This window comes from Kitasatospora sp. NPDC054939, assembly GCF_053610105.1.
On sequence record NZ_JBSGXP010000160.1, the window covers coordinates 1 to 20,119 of the forward strand.

Here is a 20,119-nt window from a genome sequence, read left to right on the forward strand (position 1 = left end):
CGGGTCCGGCGGGACGGCGGGCGCCGGCGGGGCGGCCGGGTCCGGCAGGGCGGCGGCCGGGTCCGGCAGGGCGGCGGCCGGGTCCGGCGGGGCGGCGGCCGGGCCGAAGACCGCGCGGTAGTCCGGGTCGGACCAGAGCCGGGCGTGCGGGGCGAGGGCGCGGATCCGGCCGCCGTCCAGCCAGGCCACCAGATCGCAGCGGGCGGCGGTGGCGGCGCGGTGGGCGACCACCAGCCGGGTGCGGTCCCCGAGCAGTTCGGTGACGGCGCGGCTGACCTGTGCCTCGGTCGCGGTGTCCAGTCCCGAGGTGGCGTCGTCCAGGACGTGCACCAGACCGGGGCGGACCAGGGCCCGGGCCAGGCCCAGCCGCTGGAGCTCGCCGCCGGACATCGGGGCCCGGTCGAGCGGGGTGTCGTAGCCCTCCGGGAGCCGGCGCACGAAGCGGTCGGCGTGCGCGGCGCGGGCGGCGCGGACCGCGTCCGCCCGGGTCAGGCCGGGCCGGCCGCAGGTGATCGCCTCGTGGACCGTCCGCCCGTGCAGGACGGGCCGTTCGAAGGCGTAGACGACCAGGCTGTGCAGCTGGGCCGGGTCCAGCTCGGCCACCAGGACGCCGCCCAGGGTGACCGTGCCCTCGTCCGGATCGGTGAGCCGGCCGAGCAGGCCGGCCAGGACGCTCTTGCCGGAGCCGGTGCGTCCGACCAGGGCGACCGCGGCACCGGCCGGGAGGTCGAGGTCGAGCCGGTCGAGCAGCGGCTCGCCCGCCCGCCGGACGGTGACCCCGCGCAGCCGGACCGCGCCGTCGTCGGGCACGGCGTCGCCGCGGCCGTGGGCGGGCGGCTCGTGGCGCAGCAGCGCGGCGAGGCGGTGGGCACCCGCCCGGGCGTGGGCGATGGCGAGGAGGGCGTCGATCTGCTCCACCAGGCCGGCGGCGAGGGTGAGGTAGCCGGCCACCGCCAGCAGGGCGGCGGCGCCCAGCCGGCCTTCGGCCACCCCGAGGCCCGCGACGGCCAGGACGGCCACCTCGGTCAGCGGCAGCAGCAGGCCCAGCCGCCAGACGACGTCCCGTTCGGTGCGCCACATCGCGTGGCCGGCCTCGGTCAGGTCGGGCAGCGGTTCGAGGACGCGTCCGGTCTCGGCGGCGAGGGTGCCGGCGGCCCGGATCGTCCGCACCCCCGCGAGGGCGGCCACCAGGCCGTCCGCGATCCGGCCCTGGGCGGCGAGGTAGCGCTCCTGGACGCGGCCGGCCTCGCCCATGAAGCGCTGGGCGATCAGCACGGAGGCCGGCGTCACCAGGGTGAAGGCCAGTCCGGAGCGCCAGTCCGTCCACCAGAGGGCGACCAGGCCGGCCGTCGCACCGGCCAGCGCGACGGCCGTCTCGACCGCCCGCGCGGGCAGGCCCGCGGCCAGCGGCGCGGACTGCACCACCTGGGTGACGCTCTCGCCCACGGCGTGCGGCGAACGCGGCCCCAGGGCCAGCAGCCGACGGACGGTCAGCATGCGCAGCCGGTGGGTGCCGGCCGCCAGGGCGGAGGAGGCCAGCGGGCCCGCCGCCACCTCGCAGAGCGCGCCCAGGGCGAGCACCGCGCCGAGCAGCGCCGCAGGTCCGCGGACGTCACCGCCGTCGAGCACCGCGCCGACGGCCGCGGCGAGCAGGGCGGGCAGGGCCACGGCGACCGCCGTCCGGACCGTCAGGGCGGCGGCCAGGGCGGCCAGGCGCAGGCGCACCGGGGCCACGGCGGTGCGGAACAGCTGCCGGGTCCGGAGCGGCGCTCCGGATGCGGCGCGGTCGGCCGGCTCGGCGCGGGCCATGGCGGTCGGTCCTCTCTGCGGGGCGGACGCACTTCGGGCGGACGGGGGCGGTCCGGGGCGGGCGGGACCGGATGCGGGCCTGGCCCGCCGTGGGTCACCCGCGGGGCGACCCACGGGTGACCGACGCGGGCGGCTGCGCCTAGTCGCCGGTGACGCCGCAGGTGGCCGGGCAGGTCGCGGCGCAGGTGCGGCTGCAGCGGCCGGCCTGCGCCTCCTCGGCGGGCAGCTCCTGCAGGGCGTCCAGGTCGAGCTCCATGTCGGATTCCTCTCGGTGGGTCGGGCTGCCGCCCCGGGGCCGGGGCGGCAGGTCACGCTCGGGACGGACTACTGGCCGGTGATGCCACAGGTCGAGTCGCAGGTGTTGCGGCACGTGTAGCCGCAGATTCCGGCCTGCGCCTCCTCGGCGGGCAGCAGCTCCAGGGCGTCCAGGTCGAGCTCCATGACGGGCTCCTCTCGGTGGGTCGGGCTGGGTGTGCGGTGGTGTGCGGTGGCCGGGGGCCGGGGTGCGGGCGCCCGGTCTCAGTCGCCGGTGGCGAGGCAGGTGGCCGGGCAGGTCACCTTGCAGGAGAGGCGGCAGATGTAGGCCTGCTCCTCCTCGGCGGGCAGCAGCTCCAGGGCGTCCAGGTCGAGCTCCATGACGGGCTCCTCTCGGTGGGTCGGTCGGTGGCTGCCGCGCGCACGGGGGCGGCGCGCGGTGAACGGGTGTCACGCCGTGTCGGGCGTGGTGTACGGGCAGGTCACCATGCAGGTGCGGGTGCAGCTGCCGGCCTGGCCCTCCTCGCCGGGGAGCAGTTCCAGGGCGTCGGGGTCGACCTCCATCGGAATCACCTCCTTCCGGGGTGGCGGGGGTGGTCGGTGGTCGGGGCGGGGTCGCCACCCCGACCGGTGAGGAACCGCACGACCGATGCGGCGACCGGATCGGCGGTGCCCGTCCCGAGCGCGGCGTGGCCGCGGTCGGGAAGCTCCAGGTAGTGGAAGTCGGTGCCGGGGCGGCGGCCGAGGGACGTCAGTCGGGCGACCAGGGCCCGCGAATGGCCCACCGGGACGGACTCGTCCCGGGCCCCGTGGACGAGCAGCAGCGGGACGCGCAGCGCGGGGGCGAGCCGTTCGACGTCGCGCGGCCCGAGGGCGTCGCGGATCGCGGTCAGCCCGTCCAGCCGTTCGACCATGCTGCGGACCTGGGCCGAGCCGTCGGCGTGCAGCCGCGCGCCCGACAGGAAGGGCGCCACCGCCGCGCAGGCCGACCAGCCCTCGGGTTCGGCCGCCGCCGCGAGCAGTGCGAGGTACGCGCCGTAGCTGGTCCCGAACAGGGCCGGGCGGTCGAGGCCGGGGCCGCGCCGGCGGGTGAGGTGCCGGCCGACCGCGACGATGTCGGCGAGGTCCGGGCCGCCCCACGCGCCGGCGATGGCGAGCGTGTGGGCCGCGCCGTAGCCGGTGCTGCCGCGCTGGTTCAGGGCGACCACGGCCGCGCCCGCTCGGGCCTGTGCCTGCAGGACGGGCTCGTGGCCGAGCGTCCAGCGGCTGTTGGGGCCGCCGTGCAGGGCGAGCACGACCCGCGGCGCGCTGCGCCAGTCCGGTCCGTACACCACGGCCTCGACGGGGCCGTCGGCTCCCGGGAAGTCCTCCAGCCGGACCGGGGGTCCGGCGGGTGCGGGCCGGTGGGGTGCGCGCTCGGGCGCCGGTGCTTCGGGGGCGGGGAGGGCGAGTTCGGTCCGGCCCGGCGGGAGCCAGCCGAGGGTGCGCGGGCGGCGGGGGTCGGCGTGCGGCAGCCACAGTCCGGCGGCCGTCCAGGCGCCGACCGGCTGGAGCTCCCCCGGCTCGGCGGTGATGTGACGGGCCGTCCCGGACTCCGGGTCCAGCAGGGTGAGGTGCGAGCGGGCCCCGCAGGTGGTGAGCAGGGCGATCCGGGCGCCGTCCGGATCCAGGGCCAACGGGTGGACCGCCCCCGGCAGCCCGGTGTCGCCGACCACCGGGCGGGGCGGCCCGTCGCCGTCGAGGTCGGCCAGGGCCATCCGGACGCCGTCGGCGGTGTGCAGGGCGAGCAGCACCCGCCCGCCGGCCGCGGCGAGCACGTGGGCCGGGTCGGTGACGGCCGGCAGTCCGCGGGTCCGGCCGTCCCGCAGGTCCGCCAGCAGCGGCTGCGGGGTGCCGTCCAGCAGTCGGGTGAACAGCACCCGGTGGCCGAGCACCACCCCGCCGAGCAGGGTGCCCGGCACCCGGGCCAGTTCCTCGAAGCGGGGCCCGGCCGCCGGGACCGCGTACAGGGCGCTGCCGCCCGCAGCCGCGCCGGCGCTGCCGACGGCGAGGGCGAGCCACCCCGGCCCCGCCGGAGCCGGGAGCAGCCGTACCGGGCGCGGCACGGTGACGGGGACGGGGTCGGTGCGGCCGTCGGCGGTCAGCCGGGCCAGGGTCTGTGCGCCGGCCCGGCCGTGCCAGGAGATCAGCGGGCCCGTGGCGTCGAGCGGGAGCAGCTGGGTGTGGGCGGGGTCGGTGTCCAGTCCGGTGCGCAGGTCGAGGCGCGGTCCGTCGGGGGTCAGCTGCCAGCTCTCGGCCAGGTGGCGGCCGTCGCCGTCGGTGGCCGCGCAGGCCGCGCGGAGTCCGTCGGCGGAGAACCGGAAGCTGGTCCGGGCGGTGATCGCGGCCGTAACCGGGGCGAGTACGGCGGGCGGGCGGGGGGTCATGACCGCACCGCCGCGGGCCCGGTCGGTCCGTCCGCCATCCACGGCCGCGGCCCGCCGTGGCGCAGGCGCAGCAGGAAGGCGAGGACGCCGCCCAGGCCGACGTTGTAGTCGGCGGTGACCTCCTGCCCGCCCTCGTCCGCGATCAGCAGCAGCCCGTTCCGGACGGTGCGGCGGGCATACAGGGCGGCCGCCAGCTCCTCGGCCCAGCCGCGGTACGGGCCGCCGACCGCGTCCGCCAGGTCGAGCAGGAACTCGCCGTTGCCGGCCAGGCCGTGGCAGGCCGAGGTGCCGGAGATCCAGCGGGCCTGCCGCACCGCGAGGGCGGCCTCCTCGGCCGCGCGCAGGTGGGCCGGGTCGCCGGTGGCCTGCCAGAGCCGGAGCAGGAAGGTGCCCACCCCGGACGCGCCGCTGCACCAGTGGTAGAGCATCCCGGTGCCGGGGGCGTCGTCCCGGTCGGTGCGCCAGCGCGCACCCCACGGACCGCGCTCGGCCTCGGCGACCAGGGTGTTCCCGGCGGCCACGGCGGCGTCGAGGTGGGCCCCGGTGCCGGTGGCCCGGGCGGCGGCCAGCAGGGTCCAGCCGACGCCGGCCACGCCGTGGGCGAAGCCCAGGTGGCGGATGCCCGCCAGGGCGGAGTCGAAGTCCTTGGGGACCGGCCAGTACACCCGGTCGCCGTCGTGCTCGGCGGCGGCCAGCAGGCTGTCGGCCGCTTCGGCGGTCCGGTGCAGGAACTCCGTGCGGCCGGTGGAGTGCCACAGGTGGAGCTGGGTGAGCGCGCTGCCGGCGGTGCCGTGGCAGACGTCGGGGTTGGGCCACTGCACCGGGAGGGCGAGCGCGAGGTCGGCGGCGTGCCCGGCGCGGACCGGATCGCCGAGGCGGAGGGCGGCGTCGTGCAGGGCCCAGGCGGTACCGGCGCGCCCGAAGTGCAGGCCGGGCAGCAGCCTGGGGACGGCGGTGCGCCGCTCGTCGAGCCAGTGGGTGACGCGTTCGAGGGCGGTGCGGACGTCGGCGCGCCCGAGGTGTCCGTCGGCGAGGGTCAGCAGGCCGAGCAGGCCCGCGGCGCCGTGCTGCAGGTTGCCTCCGTCGGTGGTGCCGCCGAACCCCGTACCGGGCCAGAGCCGCGCGGAGTCGCCGCCCGGGGCGGGCAGGGCGGCCAGCAGGTGCGTGAGGCCGTCGTCGATCAGGCGCCGGGTCTGCTCCGGATCGATCCGGTCGGCGGCGGGGACGGCGGCGGGGACGGCGGCGGTTCCGGTGGCGACGGAGGCGGGGACGGCGGCGGTTCCGGTGGCGGCGGAGGCGGGGACGGCGGCGGTTCCGGTGGCGATGGGGGCGGGGGCTGCCGGGGCGTCCGCGGGGTCGTCCAGGAACGCGCCGAGCCGGGCGAGCGTCCAGCGCTCGGCGGGTTCGGCGGCGGTCAGCCCGCGCACGGCCGGGGCCAACGCCCGGGCGGCGGCGTTGCGTTCGGCGCTCATGGCGAGCAGTTCGGCGATCCGCGGACGGGGTGCGGCCGGCTCGGGACGGTCGTCCGGGAAGGCCGGGGCCGTACCGACGGCCAGGTAGAACAGCACGCCGCCGAGGGCGTACAGGTCCGACTCCGGACCCGGCACCGGGCCGAAGCGCGGCGCCCGGGTCACCTCCGGACCGGCGAACCCCTCGGTGAACCCGCGCACCGCCGGCGTACCGGGCTCCGCCGCCAGCTCGGGGTCGATCAGCCGCAGCCCGCCGTCCGGGGCGACGATGATGTTGTTCGGAGTGAAGTCCCGGAACACCAGCCCCCGGGCGTGCACCTCGGCCAGCAGCGCGGCGAGCCGGCGGGCCGTCTCCCGCACCTGGCCCGGGTCGAGGCCCGCGGTGCGGTCCGTACGGTCCAGCTCGTCCTGCACCCACTGCGTCAGGGTGCTGCCGGGCAGGGATTCCTGGACGAGGAAGGCGTGGCCGTCGACGTCGAACAGCTCGATGCGGGCGGCGGCGATCCCGGCCAACCGCGTCAGCATCGCGGCCTCGTGGCGCAGCGCGTCCCGGGCGTCGTCCCCGGTCACCCGGGTGCCCACGTGCGCGCGGGCCTGCTTGACGACCACCTCCGCGCCGGTGCGGTGGTCACGCGCCCGGTAGACACCGCCGCGGGCCGAGTGGCGGATCGCCTCGCGGATCTCGAAGCGGTCGGCGAGCAGGACCGCCCCCGGGGCCCTCGGGGCGGCGGCGGGGCGGCCCGGGGTCCCGGCGAACGGGAGGACGGCCCAGGGCGGCGGGCAGAACCACGGTTTGCGGACGTCCTCCACCGCCGTGCCGTCCGGCGCCGCGATCCGCAGCGCGTGGCTGCCGTCGTTGGTGAGGACCGGCACCCCGCCGTACACGCCGTACCGGTAGTGCACCAGGCTGCCCGGCCGGTACCTCCGGTCGGAGAGCACGGCGGGGCCGGGCAGGCCGGCCGTGGCCTCGTCCAGCGCGGCGGCCAGCAGGCGGAACTGCGCGTCGTCCGCCGGGTAGCAGGTGACGATCTTGCCGCACTGCGCCCGGTCGGTACGGTCCGAGGTCAACTCCTCCACCAGCGCGATGCTCCGGGCGAACTTGAAGCCGCAGCCGTGCGCGACCAGCACCTGCGCCGCGCGGTGCACCACCTCGGGCGCCGAGAGCCGGGTCGCGGACAGGTGCAGCTTCCAGCCCTGGACCCGCTCGAAGCGCTCCGGCGGCATGACCCGGCACCAGGTGTCGTCCTCCGTGACCGTCCAGCCCTGCGCACCCTGCTCGGCCAGCACCGCCCGCGCCAGGCCGTGCAGGCGGAACTCCGCCGCCGCGCCGTCACCGGCCGCCCCGTCACCCGCCGTGCGACACTCGCCGACCGCCCCCAGCTCCTGCACCTGCCGCCTCCCCATCCGTCTGCCGTCCGGCCCGGCCACCCGGCGTCGGCCGGGGAACCGGAAGGGACGCTAGTGCGGCGGGACGGCACCGCAGATCGTGGAATCCCGCAGCCGTACCCCGTATTGCGGGGGGCGGCCGCGACTGCGGGAAACCCCGATGGCGCGGGGCCCGCACAGGCCGTAACGGGCACACGGCGGGGCCGTGGCGGCGGAGCGGGCCGCGGCAGCCGGGCAGGGTGGGCCCGGGCAGGGGGAGGGCGCCCCCGCGCGGCTCGCGGGGGCGCCCTCGGGTCTCACCGTGCGGCGTCGACCGGTGGTCCGGCCGGTACGGAAGTCGGCCGGTACGGAAGTCGGTCGGTACGGGAGTCGGTCGGTACGGGAGTCGGTCAGGGCAGGCGTCGGCCGGACGCCGGGTCAGCCGGCGTCCAGCGCGCGGGCCAGCGCCCCGCGACGGCTGATGCCGAGCTTGTGGTAGACGTGCGTCAGATGCGTTTCGACGGTGCGGACGCTGACGAACAGCCGGGAGGCGATGCCCTGGTTGGTCAGCCCCTCGACCACCAGGTCCGCCACCTCGCGTTCGCGGGCCGACAGCACGGCCTCCCCCGTCCCGGCCGGGCGCTGCTCGGCGGACCGGCCCTCCTCCCGGCCGCGCGGTCGCCGCTCCCCGCCGCGTCCACCGTGCGCGGCCGCTTCGGCCGGCCGCCGGTGGTCGCCCGACGGGCGGTCCCCGCCGAACCCGCCGTCGGACGCCTGGACGTCGTAGGCCAGGACCTCGCGTGCCGGGACCACGGCGGACGGGCCGCCGGGCCCGTCGAGCGGCCGCAGCGAGCCCCGCAGCAGCTCGGCCTCCGCCCGCAGCCCCCGCGCCCCCGCCCGGTCGAACTGGTCCTCGGCCGCTTCGAGTTCGCGTTCGCATCCGGTGTGCCCCGGCAGCGCCGCCGCGGACCGGGCGGCCAGCAGATGAGCCTGGCCCGCCTTGACCGGCATCCCGGCCGCGGCGAGCTGCTCGCCCGCCCGGCGCGCCAGCTCCGCCGCACGCCGGTGCTCACCGCGGACCGCCAGCAGCCGAGCCTCCGTCAGCCGGCTGACCGCACCGGCCACCGGCAGCCCGGCGACGCGTCCGACCCGGGCGCTGTGCGCGGCGTGCCGGGCGACCGCCTCGACGTCCCCCGCAGCCGCCCAGAGCGCGGCGGCCACGTCGTCGGCGTGGACCGCGATCGGGTCGGGCCGCGACATGTCCGCGGCGCCGAGCAGCAGCACGGCCTCCTCCGGCGGCATGGGACGACCGCAGGCCACGGCGCCCTCCACCCGGGCGTGCCGGGTGAACCCCCGCCACACCCAGGTCGTCGGCTCGGCGAAGCCCTCCAGCAGCGCCAGCGCGGGAGCGGCGGCCTCCGGCCCGACCCCCCACACCAGGGCCCGCAACCGGATCGCGGCGGCCGGCGCCAGGACCTCCGCCACGCCCAGCGACCGCCCGAGGTCGATCGCCGTGTCGGCCGCCGCCACCGCCTCCTCCAGCGGGCCGGACCCGGCGAGCAGCGCGGCGCGGACGGTGTGCAGTTCGGGCAGCGCGTACCGGTGCTGGTGGGCCTCGGCGAGGGCGATCGCCGCCTCGGCCCGGCGGGCGGCCCGGTTGGGGCGCTCCAGCAGGACCTCCGCCCAGCAGAGGTCGGTGAGGCTGCCGAGCAGCCGCAGCTGCTCGCATGCGGTGAGCGAGTCGGCGAGGCCCGCCGCCGCGTCCAGGGCGTCCCGCGAGCCCGCCACCTCCCCCTGGACGACCAGCCCGAGGGCGCGCAGGGTGAAGGCGGTGGCCGCGACCTCGGGACGGTCCGGTGGCACCTCCATCGCGTCGAGTCTCTCCAGACATCGGTCCCACCGGCCGTTGAGCATCTCGGTTCTGGCCAGGTGGAGTTCGGCCTCCGCGGAGGCCCAGCGCCGGGCCCGCCCGCGGTCGGCGGTCGGGTCGGGGGCGGGGGTCCGGTCGCCGTCGGATGCCGGGACGCCGTCGGGGACCGGACCGCTGCCCGGGGTCAGGTCACCGTCGGGGGTCCGGGCGGGGTCGGCGGTTCCGGCGGGATCGGCGGCTCCGGCAGGGTCGGCGGCTCCGGCAGGGTCGGCGGTTCGATCCGGTCCGTCGGTTCCCTCGGGGCCGGCGGTTCCGTTAGGACCGATCGTGGCAACGGGCGGCCGGCGGCGCTCGGTTCGGCCGGGAACCCCGCCACCGCCGCTGTCCGGTGGCTCGGTGCCGTCGGGCCGGCCGGGTAAGTCGTCCGGCCCGCCCGGGGCGCGAGCCGGCGCGACGAGTCCGGCGGCGGCTCCCCGGGCCGCCGGCGCAACCGGCCCGGCCGTCCCGCCCCCGGGGGTGTCGACGTCGTGCAGCATCCGGTACGCCCGCTCCCCGCGGCCCCGCAGCCGCTCCCCCAGCGCCAGCAGGTCCGCCGCGGCCGTACGGTCCCCGGCCGACGCGGCGAGCAGCGGCGCCAGCACGGCCGCCGCCTCGTCGAACCGTCCGGTGAGGGTGAGCGCACGCCCCAACAACAGCGCCGCGCAACACCGTTGGGCACTGTCCGGCCGGTCGGAGAGCGCCCGTAGCACCGTGCGCAGCCGGCGGATGCTCACCCCCGGTGCCTTGTCCAGCTGCGTCCGGGCGCTCTCCAGGAGCCGGGCCAGGTCCCCGGCCGACGCGGTGTGCGCGAGGTGCTCGGCATGGGCCGCCCAGTCACCCGGTGCGGCCCCGCGCCGGTCCAGGTGGGCGGCGGCCCGCCGGTGCGCCTCCGCCCGCCGGCCCGGACCGGCGAGACGGTAGCCGACCGCGCCCAGCAGCGGGCGGCTGAACCGGTACCACCCGGCGGTGCCGACGACGCAGCCGTGGTCGGCCAGTTCGTCGAGGGCGACCCCGATCTCCGGTGCGGGCAGGTCGGCCACGTCCGCGAGCAGGGCGTGGTCGAACTCCGGCCCGGCGACGGCGGCGGCCCGCAGCACGGCCCGGGCGAGCGGCGAGAGGGTGTTGAACTCCCCGAGCAGGTCCGGATCCGGAAACCAGCCGTCCAGCCGGCCCACCGCCCGCGGGTCCCCCGCGGCCAGTTCGCCCATCGCCTCGTCGTCGAACCCGGTCGACGGGTCCTCCGCCAGCGAGCGGAGCGCCCGCAGATGCCGCGGATTGCCGCCGCCCAGCGCGAGCAGCAGCCGCTGACGGCCCGGCGGGGCCGGCGGCAGCAGCAGGGCGGCCTCGGCCCGGTCGAGCGGGCCCAGCACGATCCGCAGCGTTCCGGTGTCCGCGACGGTCCGGGCCAGCCACGGCGGGCAGCCGCCCGAGCGGTGGGCCAGCACCATCGCCAGCCGCTCGTCCGACGGGCCGCGCAACAGGTGCTCCACCAGTTGCAGGGACTCCTCGTCGGCCCACTGGAGGTCGTCGAGGACGAGCACGACCGGCGCCGCGGCCCCCGACGCCACCAGGGCGTCCCGCAGCCGCCGGTGGCGGCGGTGGCGCTGGGCCGCGCCCGCGGACGGCAGTTCGCTGAACTCCTCCAGCAGCTCGCCCACCGCGGTGTGGCCGAAGGCGTGCATCAGCAGCCCGTACGGCACCTCCCGGTCCGGCCTGGACGCCGCAGCCCGCCGGACCACGTGACCGGCTGCCCCGGCACGTTCGCCCAGCGCGCCCAGCAGTCCGGTCTTGCCGCTGCCCGGCGCCCCTTCCACGACCGCGACCCGTCTGCCGCGGCGCCCGCCGGCCACCGCCTCCACGAGCCACCGCAGTTCGTCGTCCCGCCCCACGAGCGGTCCCGGCGACCCGTCCGCCCCCGCGGTCGCCACACCTGTGCCCGCCAACGATCGCAACACCGTGCCTCCCCTTGCGGCCGGGGCCGGGCACTGCCGGCCGCACCGCACGGGCCGGAGCACACCAGACCTTCGCTCCGCATCCATAAGATCAGCCGAAGTGAATCCCGGGCGCGATCATCTCCCCCGCCGCCCGTCCTGTCGAGAAGGCCGCGGGCCGGCCCCGCCCGGCCCCGGCGAAGGCCAGGGGCGGGCGGGACCCCGGTGCCCCGAGGGGCGGAGGGTTGGCCCGGCGAGCCGGCCCCGCGCGAGCGCGGGGAGCGCCGGGAGTGCGGAGCGGCCGAGCGCGGGCGGCGCGGGTCGGCGGCATGGCGCGGGGGAGCAGGGGTCGGCGGGCGGCACGGGCCAGCGGCCGAGCGCGGGGGTCCGGGGTCAGCGGCCGACCTCGCGGGTGCGGAAGTCCTCGACCGTCTCACGGCGGATCAGGAGGCGGGCCCGGCCGTCGCGGACGGCGACCACGGCGGGGCGGCCGACCAGGTTGTAGCCGGAGGCCATCGACAGCTGGTAGGCCCCCGCGGCCGGGACGGCGAGGAGGTCACCGGGGCGCAGGTCCGCGGGCAGGGCCGCGTCGCGCACCAGGACGTCGCCCGCCTCGCAGTGCCGGCCCACCACGTCCGTCCGGGCGGGCGGGGCAGCGGAGCGGCGCCCGACCGGGCGGACGGTGTACGGCGAGCCGTAGAGGGCGGGCCGCGGGTTGTCGCTCATACCGCCGTCGACGGCGGCGAAGACCCGTCCGTCGGCGGTGTGCTTCACGGACAGGACGCGGTAGACGGCCACCCCGGCGGGCCCGGCGACGGCGCGGCCGGGTTCGACCAGCAGCCGGGGGACGGCGAGCCCGGCCCGGGCGCAGCGGTCCGCCAGCCGTCCGGTCACCGCTGCGGCGAAGTCGGCGGGGGCGAGTTCGGTGTCATCCGGGAGGTAGCGGATGCCGTGGCCGCCGCCGAGGTCGAGCTCGGGCAGTTCGACTCCGTGCCGGTCGCGCAGCTCGGCCAGGAAGCGCACCAGGGCGTCGACGGCGGCCAGGTACGGCTCGACCCCGGTGATCTGCGAACCGAGGTGGCAGTGCAGGCCGACCAGGCGCAGTCCCGGCTGGGCCAGGACGCGGGCGACCGCCTCCGCGGCGTCCCCGCCGTCGATCGGGAACCCGAACTTCTGCCCGCCGACGCCGGTGCGGACCGCCTCGTGGTGGCCGGCCGCGATGCCCGGAACCACCCTGACCAGCACCCGCTGCGGCGTGTCCGCCGCCACCAGCGCCGCCAGCCGGGCGATCTCGGCGGACCCGTCGATGACGATCCGGCCGACCCGCAGGCGGCGGGCGAGCCGCAGTTCCTCGGGGGCCTTGGCGTTGCCGTGCAGGACGATCCGCCGGGCCGGGAAGCCCGCCGCGGCCGCCAGCTGCAGTTCGCCGGACGAGCAGACGTCCAGGCCGAGGCCCTCCTCGGCGACCCAGTCGGCCATCGCACTGCACAGGAACGCCTTGGCCGCGTACAGCACCTCGGCGTGCGGCAGGGCCTGCCGGTAGGCACGCGCCCGGGCCCGGACCTCGGCCTCGTCGAGCACGTACAGCGGAGTGCCGAAGCGGTCGGCGGCCTCCGCGAGGCCCACGCCGCCGACCGTCAGCTCGCCGCCGGGGCCGGTGCGCGCGGAGGCGGGCCAGGGGCCGCCGAGGGGCTCGCCGAGGACGTCGGCGGGCGGTGCAGTGGCGAGCGGCTCGGTGGGCGGTGCAGTGGGTGGCTCGGTCGCGGTCGCCGCTCGGGTGCCCCGGAGCGCCTCGGGGCGGCCGGGTGGCGGGAGGACGGCGAGGCGCGGGGCGGACGGTTCGGTCATGGCGGGCTGCTCCTGCGGTGCGGTGGCGGGCTCGGCGGTTGTGGCGCGGGCTCGGCGGTTGCGGCGCGGGCTCGGCGGTTGCGGCGGTGACGGGTCACGGCCCGCCCGCGGCAGCGGCTGCCGCGGGCGGAACGGGCGGACGGACCCGGCGGAACGGGCGGAACGGGCGGAACGACATCAGTCGACGTAGGACATGGCCCACCGGCAGTGCGCGCCCCGGTCACGGATCGACCGGCCGTCGGCATCGGACGGCTCGTCATCGTCCGCGCGGACGAAGGCGGCGGTGGCCGCGGTCGGGGTGGCGGGACCCGCCGCGGCGAGGACGATGCGGCGCTGCGGCACGGCGTTCCGCCCGGTGCTGCGCTGCGGCCTGGCGACGGTGACGACGGCCTGGGTGTCGCTCATGACGGGTGCTTCCTCTCGCGGTGGGGGCGGTGCCGGGGTGCTCCGGGGCCGCAGTTCCAGTGGAGACCCGTCGCGGGCCGGTTGCACCCGTCCTTGACGCACGGCCTACGCCCGGGCGGCCGTCCTTGACGCCTTCCTGACGCGGCCCGGCGGCCGGGATGCCCCGCGTCAGGGCGGCGTCAGGGGAGGTCCCGTCGGGGTCAGGGAAGCGTCAGGGGCCGGACCGCCGCCGGCACGACCGGGCATGGTGTCGGAGGTGCCGAAGATGGCAGGCGTCCGTACGCCGACCGCCCCTCGCCCGACCCGCCCACCGCCGTACGCCGCCCCATCTGTACGCCGACCACCCGTACGCCGACCGCCGGAGGAAGCCGTGAACCGACTGCTGCGCACCGAGGAGCCCGAACCCGCCGAACCCGGCCCGGCCGGATGCCTGCTGGTGCCCGTCCGGCCGGGACCGCTGGGCCACGCGGCCCGGATCTTCCGTACGCCGCTCGGCGACCGCACCGCCGTCGCCTTCACCACCGAGCAGCGGTTGCGGACCCTGCTCGGCCCCGCCCAGCCGTGGATCGTCCTCGCCGAGCCCGCACTGCGGGCGCTGACCGAACCGCTGGGCGTCCGCCTGCTCACCGTCGATCCGCACCTGGCCGCTGCCCCCGCCCGCCCGATGCGGTCGGACGCCCCCGGAGCGGCGTTCCGGACCGCTGCCGCAGCCGCCTGAGCGCCCGGGTCGGCCGCCCCGCCCGCCCCGGGCCACCACAGAGCACCGGGGCCTCCGCCCCCGGAGGCCCCGGAGCGGCTCCCGCCACCGCCGGGCGGCCGGGGTCCCGGTGCTCAGTCCGGCCGACCGGCCGGGCCGCCGCGGTACGCCAGGACGGCCGCCTCCGGGCCGAAGCAGACCACCAGCCGGTCACCCGGTGCGCCCGCGAGTGCGCGCACCGGGTGCGGGAAGTGCAGGTCCGGGCCGGCCCTGCGGTGGGTCCGGAGGTCCCAGAGGCGGACCGTCCCGTCGTCGCTCCCGGAGGCCAGGACGGGCCGCCCGCCGACGCCGGCCACGGCGAGCGCCCAGACGCCGTCCGGGTGGCTGCCGAGGACGGCCCCGCCCGCCGCCCGGCCGTCCGAGGCCGGCCACCAGAGGCGGACGGTGCCCGCCCAGTCGCCGGTGGCCACGACGGGGCGGCCGTCCAGGTCGGCGAGGACGAGCGCGTCGACGGCGGCGGCCGTGGCGGCGGGGAAGGCGCCGAGTTCCGTACCGGTGGTCGGATCCGTGAGCCGGACCCGGTCGTCCCAGCTCTGGTCGGCGTTCATCCCGCTGCTGCTCGCGGCGAGCAGCCGGCCGCCGACCACGGCCGCCGCCACCGCGTGCACCGCATAGCCACGGTCCTCGACCGGCCGGGCGAGCGGCCGGCCGCCGGGGAGGTCCCAGAGGCGGACCGTCCCGTCCGTGTGGCCGGTGACCGCGACCGGGCCGCCGCGGTGGACGGCCGCCGCGACGGACACCGCGTCGTCGACGGGGAGCGCGGTCAGGCACCGCCCGGAGAACGGATCCCGGGCGAACGCCGTCCGCACCTCACCGGCGGCGAGGACCACCGGGGCGCCCGCCTGCACGCCGAGCGCCGTGGCGTCGAAGCGGCCGACCGGCAGTTCGCCGAGCAGCCGCCGGGTGTCCGCCTCCCACACCCGCGCGGTCGCGTCCTGGCCGGCGGTGAGGACGAGCGTCCGGCCGCCGACCACGGCGGTCGCCGCGCTGTCGATCCGCCCGGTGTGGCCGGTGAAACGACCGGGCGCCGGCGGCCGGCCGGCCGCCGGGACAGGAGGCCGGGCAGGCGTCAGGAACCTGGTCGGTCCGCCGGCCCACTCGACGGTCCAGGGCGGCGGGACCTCGACCACCGGCGGCCCCGCAGCGGTGGCGGTCTCCGGTGCGACAGCGGGTGCCGGCGCGGTGACGGTCTCCGGGCTCGGCTCGGTGGCGGGTGCCGGGCGGCGCGGCCTGCGAGGGAACATGCGCCCCAGTATCGGGGCGGCCGTCGGTCCGGGGTCAGGCATTCCGCAGGTACGGCTCCAGCAGGGTGTTCCAGGAGGTGGCCATCTGCGCGTACTCCTCGTCGCAGCGTTCGGCCCGCTCCAGCGGCAGGACGCCCTCCGGGTTGTCCGGGGTGCGGACCTCGGCCGCGTAGGTATCCGGGTCGTAGCCGACCAGCCAGCACAGCTGGTTGTAGAAGCGCTGGGCGCTCAGCGAGTGCTCGTCGGCGAGGACGTCCGCGGGCAGCTCGCCCTCGCTCTCCGCCTGCGCCAGCCCCAGCCGGGCGTTGATGACGTCCTCGACGTACTCGGTGTACTGCTCGCCGCCCGACACCAGCAGCAGGACGGCGAGCTGGTCCACGGCGTCCTCCTCCCGGCCGGTGACGGGCAGCTGGTAGAGGTCGACCAGGGCGTGCCCGAACTCGTGGAGGACGACCGCGTTGGTGAAGCCGATCAGGTCCTGCCCGACCTCGTCGGCGCGCTCGGCATCGGTGCCCTCGGGATGCTGGTCGGCGTAGATGGGCAGCACCTCCTCCAGGTACTCGTAGCAGAGCGTGATCGTCTGCTCGACGGGCGACCAGTGCGCATTCGGCTCGCCGCAGCTGGCGGCCGTCAGCGGCACGTCCTGCGGGAGGACCACCCAGGACGTCGCGTAGTCGGCCACCTCCTCCAGCACCTGGTGCTGCTCCAGGAAGCTCTGCACCTGCTGGTCCTGCTCGGTGACCCCGTTCGCGTACGCGGCCACCATCCGGCCGTCGGCGGGCTGACCGGGGAGCTGCCCGGACGACTGCCCGGACAGCCGCACCGACGAGGCGCCGGGGCCCGGCGGCGGGGTGGCCGCGGAGGAGGCGGAGGCGGTCACCGGGGCGGCCAGGACGGCCAGCGCCGCGGCAGCGGCCAGCACGGCCGCCGCCCGGGACCCGCGGCCGCCCGGGCGGTCCCGGCGGTCCCGGCGGCCGGCGGACGCCTCGCCGCCGTTCAGCCTTCCGCCGTCCCGGCCGCTGCCGCGTCCCCTGCTGCTCCGTCTGCTGCGGGCCATCCGGATCACCTGCCTTCGGACCGACGCGCCCCCTCCCAGCATGGGCCCGCCCGCGCACCCGCCGCACCCGGGACCGTCGGGGTGGTCCGGCGGCCCGCCGCGCACCCCGGACCGCGCCACCGCGCCCCCGCCGTCCCGGTACGCTCCTGCTGGGCCGCGCCCGCTCCGCCCCCGCAGCAGGGCGGCGGACGGGCAACCGACCGGCACCGCCCCGGCACACCGCGGGGTGGTCGGTGCCGCGTCGGTGGTGTCCCTGCCCGCCCCGGCGGGCAGGTGACGCCTGGGGCGGAACGCCGGAACGAACACGAGGGGTGCGTGGGTGGACGGGCAGAGCGACAGACGGGTACTGGCGCGGGCACAGAGGCGCGCACGCCTCGCCCTCGTCGCCGCGGTGCTGACGGCGCTGGTGCTGCTGGCAGTGGTCGGCGACGGGGGGCTGGTCGTGCTGACGACGGGCCTGGTCGGGCTGGCGCTGACGGGCGCCGGCGGCTGGTGGGCCCTGGCCCACCACGGGGCGCAGCGGGTGGCCGGCGCGCTGCTGGCCGTCGCGGCACCGATCGCCGTGGTCGCCGTGTACGCGGCGGTCGGGGCCTGGTTGCCGATCGTCGTGGCGGTGGCGCTGTGGGCGGTGGCGCTCGCCAGTGCCCGGTCGGGGCTGCGGCTGGTCCGGCCGCGGTCGGTGCACGCGCACCGGACGCCGCCCCCGCGCCGACCCGTCCTGATCATGAACCCGCGCTCCGGGGGCGGCAAGGTCGCCCGGTTCGGCCTGGTCGAGAGGGCCGAGAAGCTCGGCGCCCAGGTCGTCCTGCTGGACCCGGCCGTCCACACCGACGTGTCGGAACTCGCCCGCCGGGCGGTCGCCGACGGCGCGGACCTGCTGGGCGTCGCCGGGGGCGACGGCACCCAGGCCCTCGTCGCGGCCGTCGCGGCCGAGCACGACCTGCCGTTCCTGGTGATCTCGGCCGGCACCAGGAACCACTTCGCGATGGACCTCGGCCTCGACCGCACCGACCCGTCCACCTGCCTGGACGCCCTGACCGACGGCGAGGAGGTGCGCGTCGACCTCGGCACGGTGGCCGGGCTGCCGTTCGTCAACACGGTCTCCTTCGGCGCGTACGCGGAGATCGTGCAGAGCCCCGCGTACCGGGACGCCAAACTCGGCACCGCCCTGGAGGCCCTGCCGAACCTGCTCCTCTCCGCCCCCGAACGGCGCCTGTACGCGCAGGTCGACGCGACCCGGTTGGAGGGCCAGCAGGCCGTCCTGGTCAGCAACAACGTCTACACCGGCGCGGACCCGCTCGCCGCCGGACGCCGGCCCCGGCTGAACGCCGGGGTGCTCGGCGTCCTGGGGATCCGGGTCGAGGGCGCCACCCAGGCCGCGGAGATCGCCCTGCGCGGCACCCGGGCCTCGGGCATCCGAACGCTGACCGCGCACGAGGTCGTCGTCGGCCCGGGCAACGGCGGCGGCAACGGCGGCAATGGCGGCACGCCGAACGGCGGCCAGGGCGGCGGTGGCAGCTCGACGCCGAACGGCGGCAACGGCGGACCCGGGATCGCGGTGGCCGTGGACGGCGAGGCGCTGCGGCTGACCCCGCCGGTGGTCTGCCGGATCAGGCCGCAGGCGCTGCGCGTCCGGGTGCCGGTCCACCGGCCCGGGGCCCCGGAGAGCAGCCTGCCGCTGGACTGGCACCGCCTGGTCGCCCTGGTCCTCGGCCACCCGCTGCCTCCCGCCCGCGACCACGCCGCAGGCCCGGCGCCCCGCCGCTGAGTTCGCCGAGCGTGCCGAGCGCGCCGAAGTCGCCGACTCCCGAGGCACCCGGTGCCGTCAGGCGGTGCCCTTGACGGCGGCGAGGATCGTCGCCGTCACCTCGTCGGGGCTGGAGGCCGGCAGGGCGTGCGAGGCGCGCCCGGCACGACCACGGTCTCGCGGGAGCCGGCCCGCTCGGCCATGAAGCGGTGCGCCTCCAGCGGGATGTTGAAGTCCAGCTCCGGGTAGACGAACCAGGACGGCAGGTGCTTCCAGGCCGGCTCGCCGGAGGCCTAGTCCAGGGCGCCGGCGCGCAGCGGGCGCTGGGCGACGGCATCCAGGGCGGCCTGCTCGGCACCCAGGTCCGCGGCGAACTGCCGGTGGTACTTCTCCTGCGCGATGTACAGGTCGGTGGTGCCGTCCGGCAGCGCCACCGGCTCGATCGTCTCGCCGAGGGTCGACCCCGGGAAGCGGCCGGACAGCTCGCCGATGCTCTCGCCGGCCTCCGGGGCGAACGCGGCGACGAAGACCAGCGCGGTGACGTTCGCCCGGCCGACCGCGGCGTTGGAGATCACCGCATGCGGCCGTGCCCGACGCGACGAGCGCGCTCGATGTGAGGGCCGCGCTCGTGCCGCCCGCGCCGTGGCCGGCGCTCGTCGGGAACGCCAGGTGCCCGCGTCCGGTGGGAGTTGGTGCTCAGCGCACGCCAGCCTTGCCGGACCGGCCGGATGCGGGTGCGAGTGGGGCTGGACATATAGTTTAAGCATCAACTATATTGGCGCATGCCGCGGGCCAACCACCGGTCGGCCGGGGAACGACCACAGGAAGGGACGACCATGGGCATTCACGTGACGGACAGCCAGGAGCGCTCGCGCTTCGAGATCTTCGAGGACGACCAGCTCGCCGGCTTCGCCGAGTACAACCGCCACGAGGCGGAGATCGCCTTCATCCACACCGAGATCGACCCTCGGTTCGGCGGCCTCGGGCTCGGCGGCCACCTCGCCCGGCACGCCCTCGACGCCGCCCGCGAACAGGGGCTGACCGTCCTCCCGTACTGCCCCTTCATCCGCGGCTGGATCGCCAAGCACCCCGAGTACACCGACCTCGTGCCCGCCGCGCAGCACGAACGGTTCGGCCTGTGAGCGCCCCCGCGACCGGGCCGACCGGACTGAACGGGCTGACCGGACCGACCGGCCACGCCGAACCCAACGGCCAACGCGGCACCGGAGAAGGAGAGTTCGTCCGCTCCGCGGCCGTCGTCGCCACCGGCACCGGCGAGGACTACCGCGTCGACATCCGCAGCGGCCACCACCGGCTCGCCGCCGACGAACCGGAGTCCGCGGGCGGCGCCGACACCGCCACCACGCCCGTCGGACTCCTGCTCTCCGCGCTCGGCTCCTGCACCGCCATCACCCTGCGGATGTACGCCCAGCGCAAGCAGTGGCCACTGGACACCGTCCGCGTCCACCTCGGCTACGAGAAGGGCCCGGCCGGCAGCGCCCGCATCACCCGGCGCATCGACCTCACCGGCGACCTCGACGAGGCCCAGCGCGCCCGGCTGCTCGACATCGCCGACCGCACCCCCGTCACCCGGGCGGTCAGCGGCGCCACCCCGATCGTCCCCCAGGAACGGCACGGCCGACCGGCCCGCCCGCACGGCGACCACCCCACCACCGACGGGAGCGCACCCCATGAGTGACCTCGCCCCCGGCCCCGCGCCGGTTGTCCGCGGCGGCCACCCCGACCGGGGGCCGGTCCGCGACCTGCTCCTTCCCCGCGAGACCGCGCTCGGCGGCTCGACTGTGGTGCGCCGGCTGCTGCCGAGCATGGGACGGCGGATGGTCGGCGCCTGGTGCTTCGTCGACCACTACGGCCCCGACGACATCGCCGACGAACC

17 protein-coding genes and 1 pseudogene are annotated in these 20,119 nt (G+C 77.9%); 5 read left to right on the forward strand and 13 right to left on the reverse strand.

Annotated features, from left to right (window positions below):
* The 10 genes from ACWGB8_RS32255 to ACWGB8_RS32300 all read right to left on the reverse strand — a co-directional run.
* Window positions 1-1,809: ATP-binding cassette domain-containing protein (locus ACWGB8_RS32255; RefSeq protein ID WP_452217175.1), on the reverse strand; the 1,809-nt coding region annotated here is incomplete at its 3' end.
* Between the two features lie 139 nt (window positions 1,810-1,948).
* Window positions 1,949-2,065, reverse strand: a complete 117-nt coding sequence (locus ACWGB8_RS32260; protein ID WP_452217176.1) for an ALQxL family class IV lanthipeptide — start codon at window positions 2,063-2,065, stop codon at window positions 1,949-1,951.
* 68 nt (window positions 2,066-2,133) lie between these two features.
* The gene (locus ACWGB8_RS32265; RefSeq protein ID WP_452217177.1) at window positions 2,134-2,250 is read right to left on the reverse strand and encodes an ALQxL family class IV lanthipeptide; all 117 of its coding nucleotides are present in this window, start codon (window positions 2,248-2,250) and stop codon (window positions 2,134-2,136) included.
* A gap of 78 nt (window positions 2,251-2,328) precedes the next feature.
* Entirely contained in the window at window positions 2,329-2,445 is a 117-nt protein-coding gene (locus ACWGB8_RS32270; RefSeq protein ID WP_452217178.1) for an ALQxL family class IV lanthipeptide, read from the reverse strand.
* Window positions 2,446-2,514: 69 nt separating this feature from the next.
* Window positions 2,515-2,628: an ALQxL family class IV lanthipeptide gene (locus tag ACWGB8_RS32275; protein ID WP_452217179.1), complete on the reverse strand. Its 114-nt coding sequence runs from the start codon at window positions 2,626-2,628 to the stop codon at window positions 2,515-2,517.
* Between the two features lie 5 nt (window positions 2,629-2,633).
* Complete coding sequence (locus ACWGB8_RS32280) at window positions 2,634-4,490, reverse strand: prolyl oligopeptidase family serine peptidase (RefSeq protein ID WP_452217180.1); 1,857 nt, start codon at window positions 4,488-4,490, stop codon at window positions 2,634-2,636.
* A complete protein-coding gene (lanL, locus tag ACWGB8_RS32285; protein WP_452217181.1) occupies window positions 4,487-7,348 on the reverse strand; it encodes a class IV lanthionine synthetase LanL in 2,862 nt (953 codons plus the stop codon). The genes ACWGB8_RS32280 and lanL overlap by 4 nt, the downstream gene beginning before the upstream one ends.
* Window positions 7,349-7,762: 414 nt before the next feature.
* Entirely contained in the window at window positions 7,763-11,122 is a 3,360-nt protein-coding gene (locus ACWGB8_RS32290) for an AAA family ATPase (protein WP_452217182.1), read from the reverse strand.
* Window positions 11,123-11,557: 435 nt separating this feature from the next.
* The gene (gene lysA, locus ACWGB8_RS32295) at window positions 11,558-13,012 is read right to left on the reverse strand and encodes a diaminopimelate decarboxylase (protein ID WP_452217183.1); all 1,455 of its coding nucleotides are present in this window, start codon (window positions 13,010-13,012) and stop codon (window positions 11,558-11,560) included.
* Window positions 13,013-13,189: 177 nt separating this feature from the next.
* Complete coding sequence (locus ACWGB8_RS32300) at window positions 13,190-13,417, reverse strand: hypothetical protein (protein WP_452217184.1); 228 nt, start codon at window positions 13,415-13,417, stop codon at window positions 13,190-13,192.
* A 370-nt stretch (window positions 13,418-13,787) separates the two neighbouring features.
* Here ACWGB8_RS32300 and ACWGB8_RS32305 point away from each other — a divergent pair, with 370 nt between their 5' ends.
* Window positions 13,788-14,135, forward strand: a complete 348-nt coding sequence (locus ACWGB8_RS32305; RefSeq protein WP_452217185.1) for an SAV_915 family protein — start codon at window positions 13,788-13,790, stop codon at window positions 14,133-14,135.
* Between the two features lie 113 nt (window positions 14,136-14,248).
* Here ACWGB8_RS32305 and ACWGB8_RS32310 read toward each other — a convergent pair whose 3' ends face one another.
* Window positions 14,249-15,418, reverse strand: coding sequence for a WD40 repeat domain-containing protein (locus ACWGB8_RS32310; protein ID WP_452217186.1), 1,170 nt, complete (start codon window positions 15,416-15,418; stop codon window positions 14,249-14,251).
* A 34-nt stretch (window positions 15,419-15,452) separates the two neighbouring features.
* Window positions 15,453-16,475, reverse strand: coding sequence for a DUF4344 domain-containing metallopeptidase (locus ACWGB8_RS32315; RefSeq protein WP_452217187.1), 1,023 nt, complete (start codon window positions 16,473-16,475; stop codon window positions 15,453-15,455).
* 319 nt (window positions 16,476-16,794) lie between these two features.
* Here ACWGB8_RS32315 and ACWGB8_RS32320 point away from each other — a divergent pair, with 319 nt between their 5' ends.
* Window positions 16,795-18,243 carry a diacylglycerol/lipid kinase family protein gene (locus ACWGB8_RS32320; protein ID WP_452217188.1) on the forward strand — a complete coding sequence of 483 codons (1,449 nt, stop codon included), beginning with the start codon at window positions 16,795-16,797 and terminating at the stop codon, window positions 18,241-18,243.
* A 272-nt stretch (window positions 18,244-18,515) separates the two neighbouring features.
* Here the strand turns inward: ACWGB8_RS32320 and ACWGB8_RS32325 are convergent, their stop codons facing one another.
* Window positions 18,516-18,797, reverse strand: coding sequence for a hypothetical protein (locus ACWGB8_RS32325; RefSeq protein WP_452217189.1), 282 nt, complete (start codon window positions 18,795-18,797; stop codon window positions 18,516-18,518).
* A gap of 261 nt (window positions 18,798-19,058) precedes the next feature.
* Here ACWGB8_RS32325 and ACWGB8_RS32330 point away from each other — a divergent pair, with 261 nt between their 5' ends.
* The 3 genes and pseudogenes from ACWGB8_RS32330 to ACWGB8_RS32340 all read left to right on the forward strand — a co-directional run.
* Window positions 19,059-19,364: a GNAT family N-acetyltransferase gene (locus ACWGB8_RS32330; RefSeq protein WP_452217190.1), complete on the forward strand. Its 306-nt coding sequence runs from the start codon at window positions 19,059-19,061 to the stop codon at window positions 19,362-19,364.
* On the forward strand, window positions 19,361-19,921 hold the full coding sequence (locus ACWGB8_RS32335; RefSeq protein ID WP_452217191.1) for an OsmC family protein: 561 nt from the start codon (window positions 19,361-19,363) through the stop codon (window positions 19,919-19,921). Before ACWGB8_RS32330 ends, ACWGB8_RS32335 begins: the two co-directional genes overlap by 4 nt.
* A pseudogene (locus ACWGB8_RS32340) lies at window positions 19,914-20,119 on the forward strand (pirin family protein); the annotation flags it as partial. The gene ACWGB8_RS32335 and the pseudogene ACWGB8_RS32340, both read left to right, overlap by 8 nt.

Bases quoted from the DNA above. Each gene is read 5' to 3' on its own strand.
- ACWGB8_RS32265 (WP_452217177.1), bottom strand. From the start codon at position 2,250: ATGGAGCTCGACCTGGACGCCCTGGAGCTGCTGCCCGCCGAGGAGGCG.
- lysA (WP_452217183.1), bottom strand. From the start codon at position 13,012: ATGACCGAACCGTCCGCCCCGCGCCTCGCCGTCCTCCCGCCACCCGGC.
- ACWGB8_RS32310 (WP_452217186.1), bottom strand. From the start codon at position 15,418: ATGTTCCCTCGCAGGCCGCGCCGCCCGGCACCCGCCACCGAGCCGAGC.
- ACWGB8_RS32275 (WP_452217179.1), bottom strand. From the start codon at position 2,628: ATGGAGGTCGACCCCGACGCCCTGGAACTGCTCCCCGGCGAGGAGGGC.
- ACWGB8_RS32315 (WP_452217187.1), bottom strand. From the start codon at position 16,475: ATGGCCCGCAGCAGACGGAGCAGCAGGGGACGCGGCAGCGGCCGGGAC.
- ACWGB8_RS32300 (WP_452217184.1), bottom strand. From the start codon at position 13,417: ATGAGCGACACCCAGGCCGTCGTCACCGTCGCCAGGCCGCAGCGCAGC.
- ACWGB8_RS32330 (WP_452217190.1), top strand. From the start codon at position 19,059: ATGGGCATTCACGTGACGGACAGCCAGGAGCGCTCGCGCTTCGAGATC.
- ACWGB8_RS32260 (WP_452217176.1), bottom strand. From the start codon at position 2,065: ATGGAGCTCGACCTGGACGCCCTGCAGGAGCTGCCCGCCGAGGAGGCG.
- ACWGB8_RS32280 (WP_452217180.1), bottom strand. From the start codon at position 4,490: ATGACCCCCCGCCCGCCCGCCGTACTCGCCCCGGTTACGGCCGCGATC.
- ACWGB8_RS32270 (WP_452217178.1), bottom strand. From the start codon at position 2,445: ATGGAGCTCGACCTGGACGCCCTGGAGCTGCTGCCCGCCGAGGAGGAG.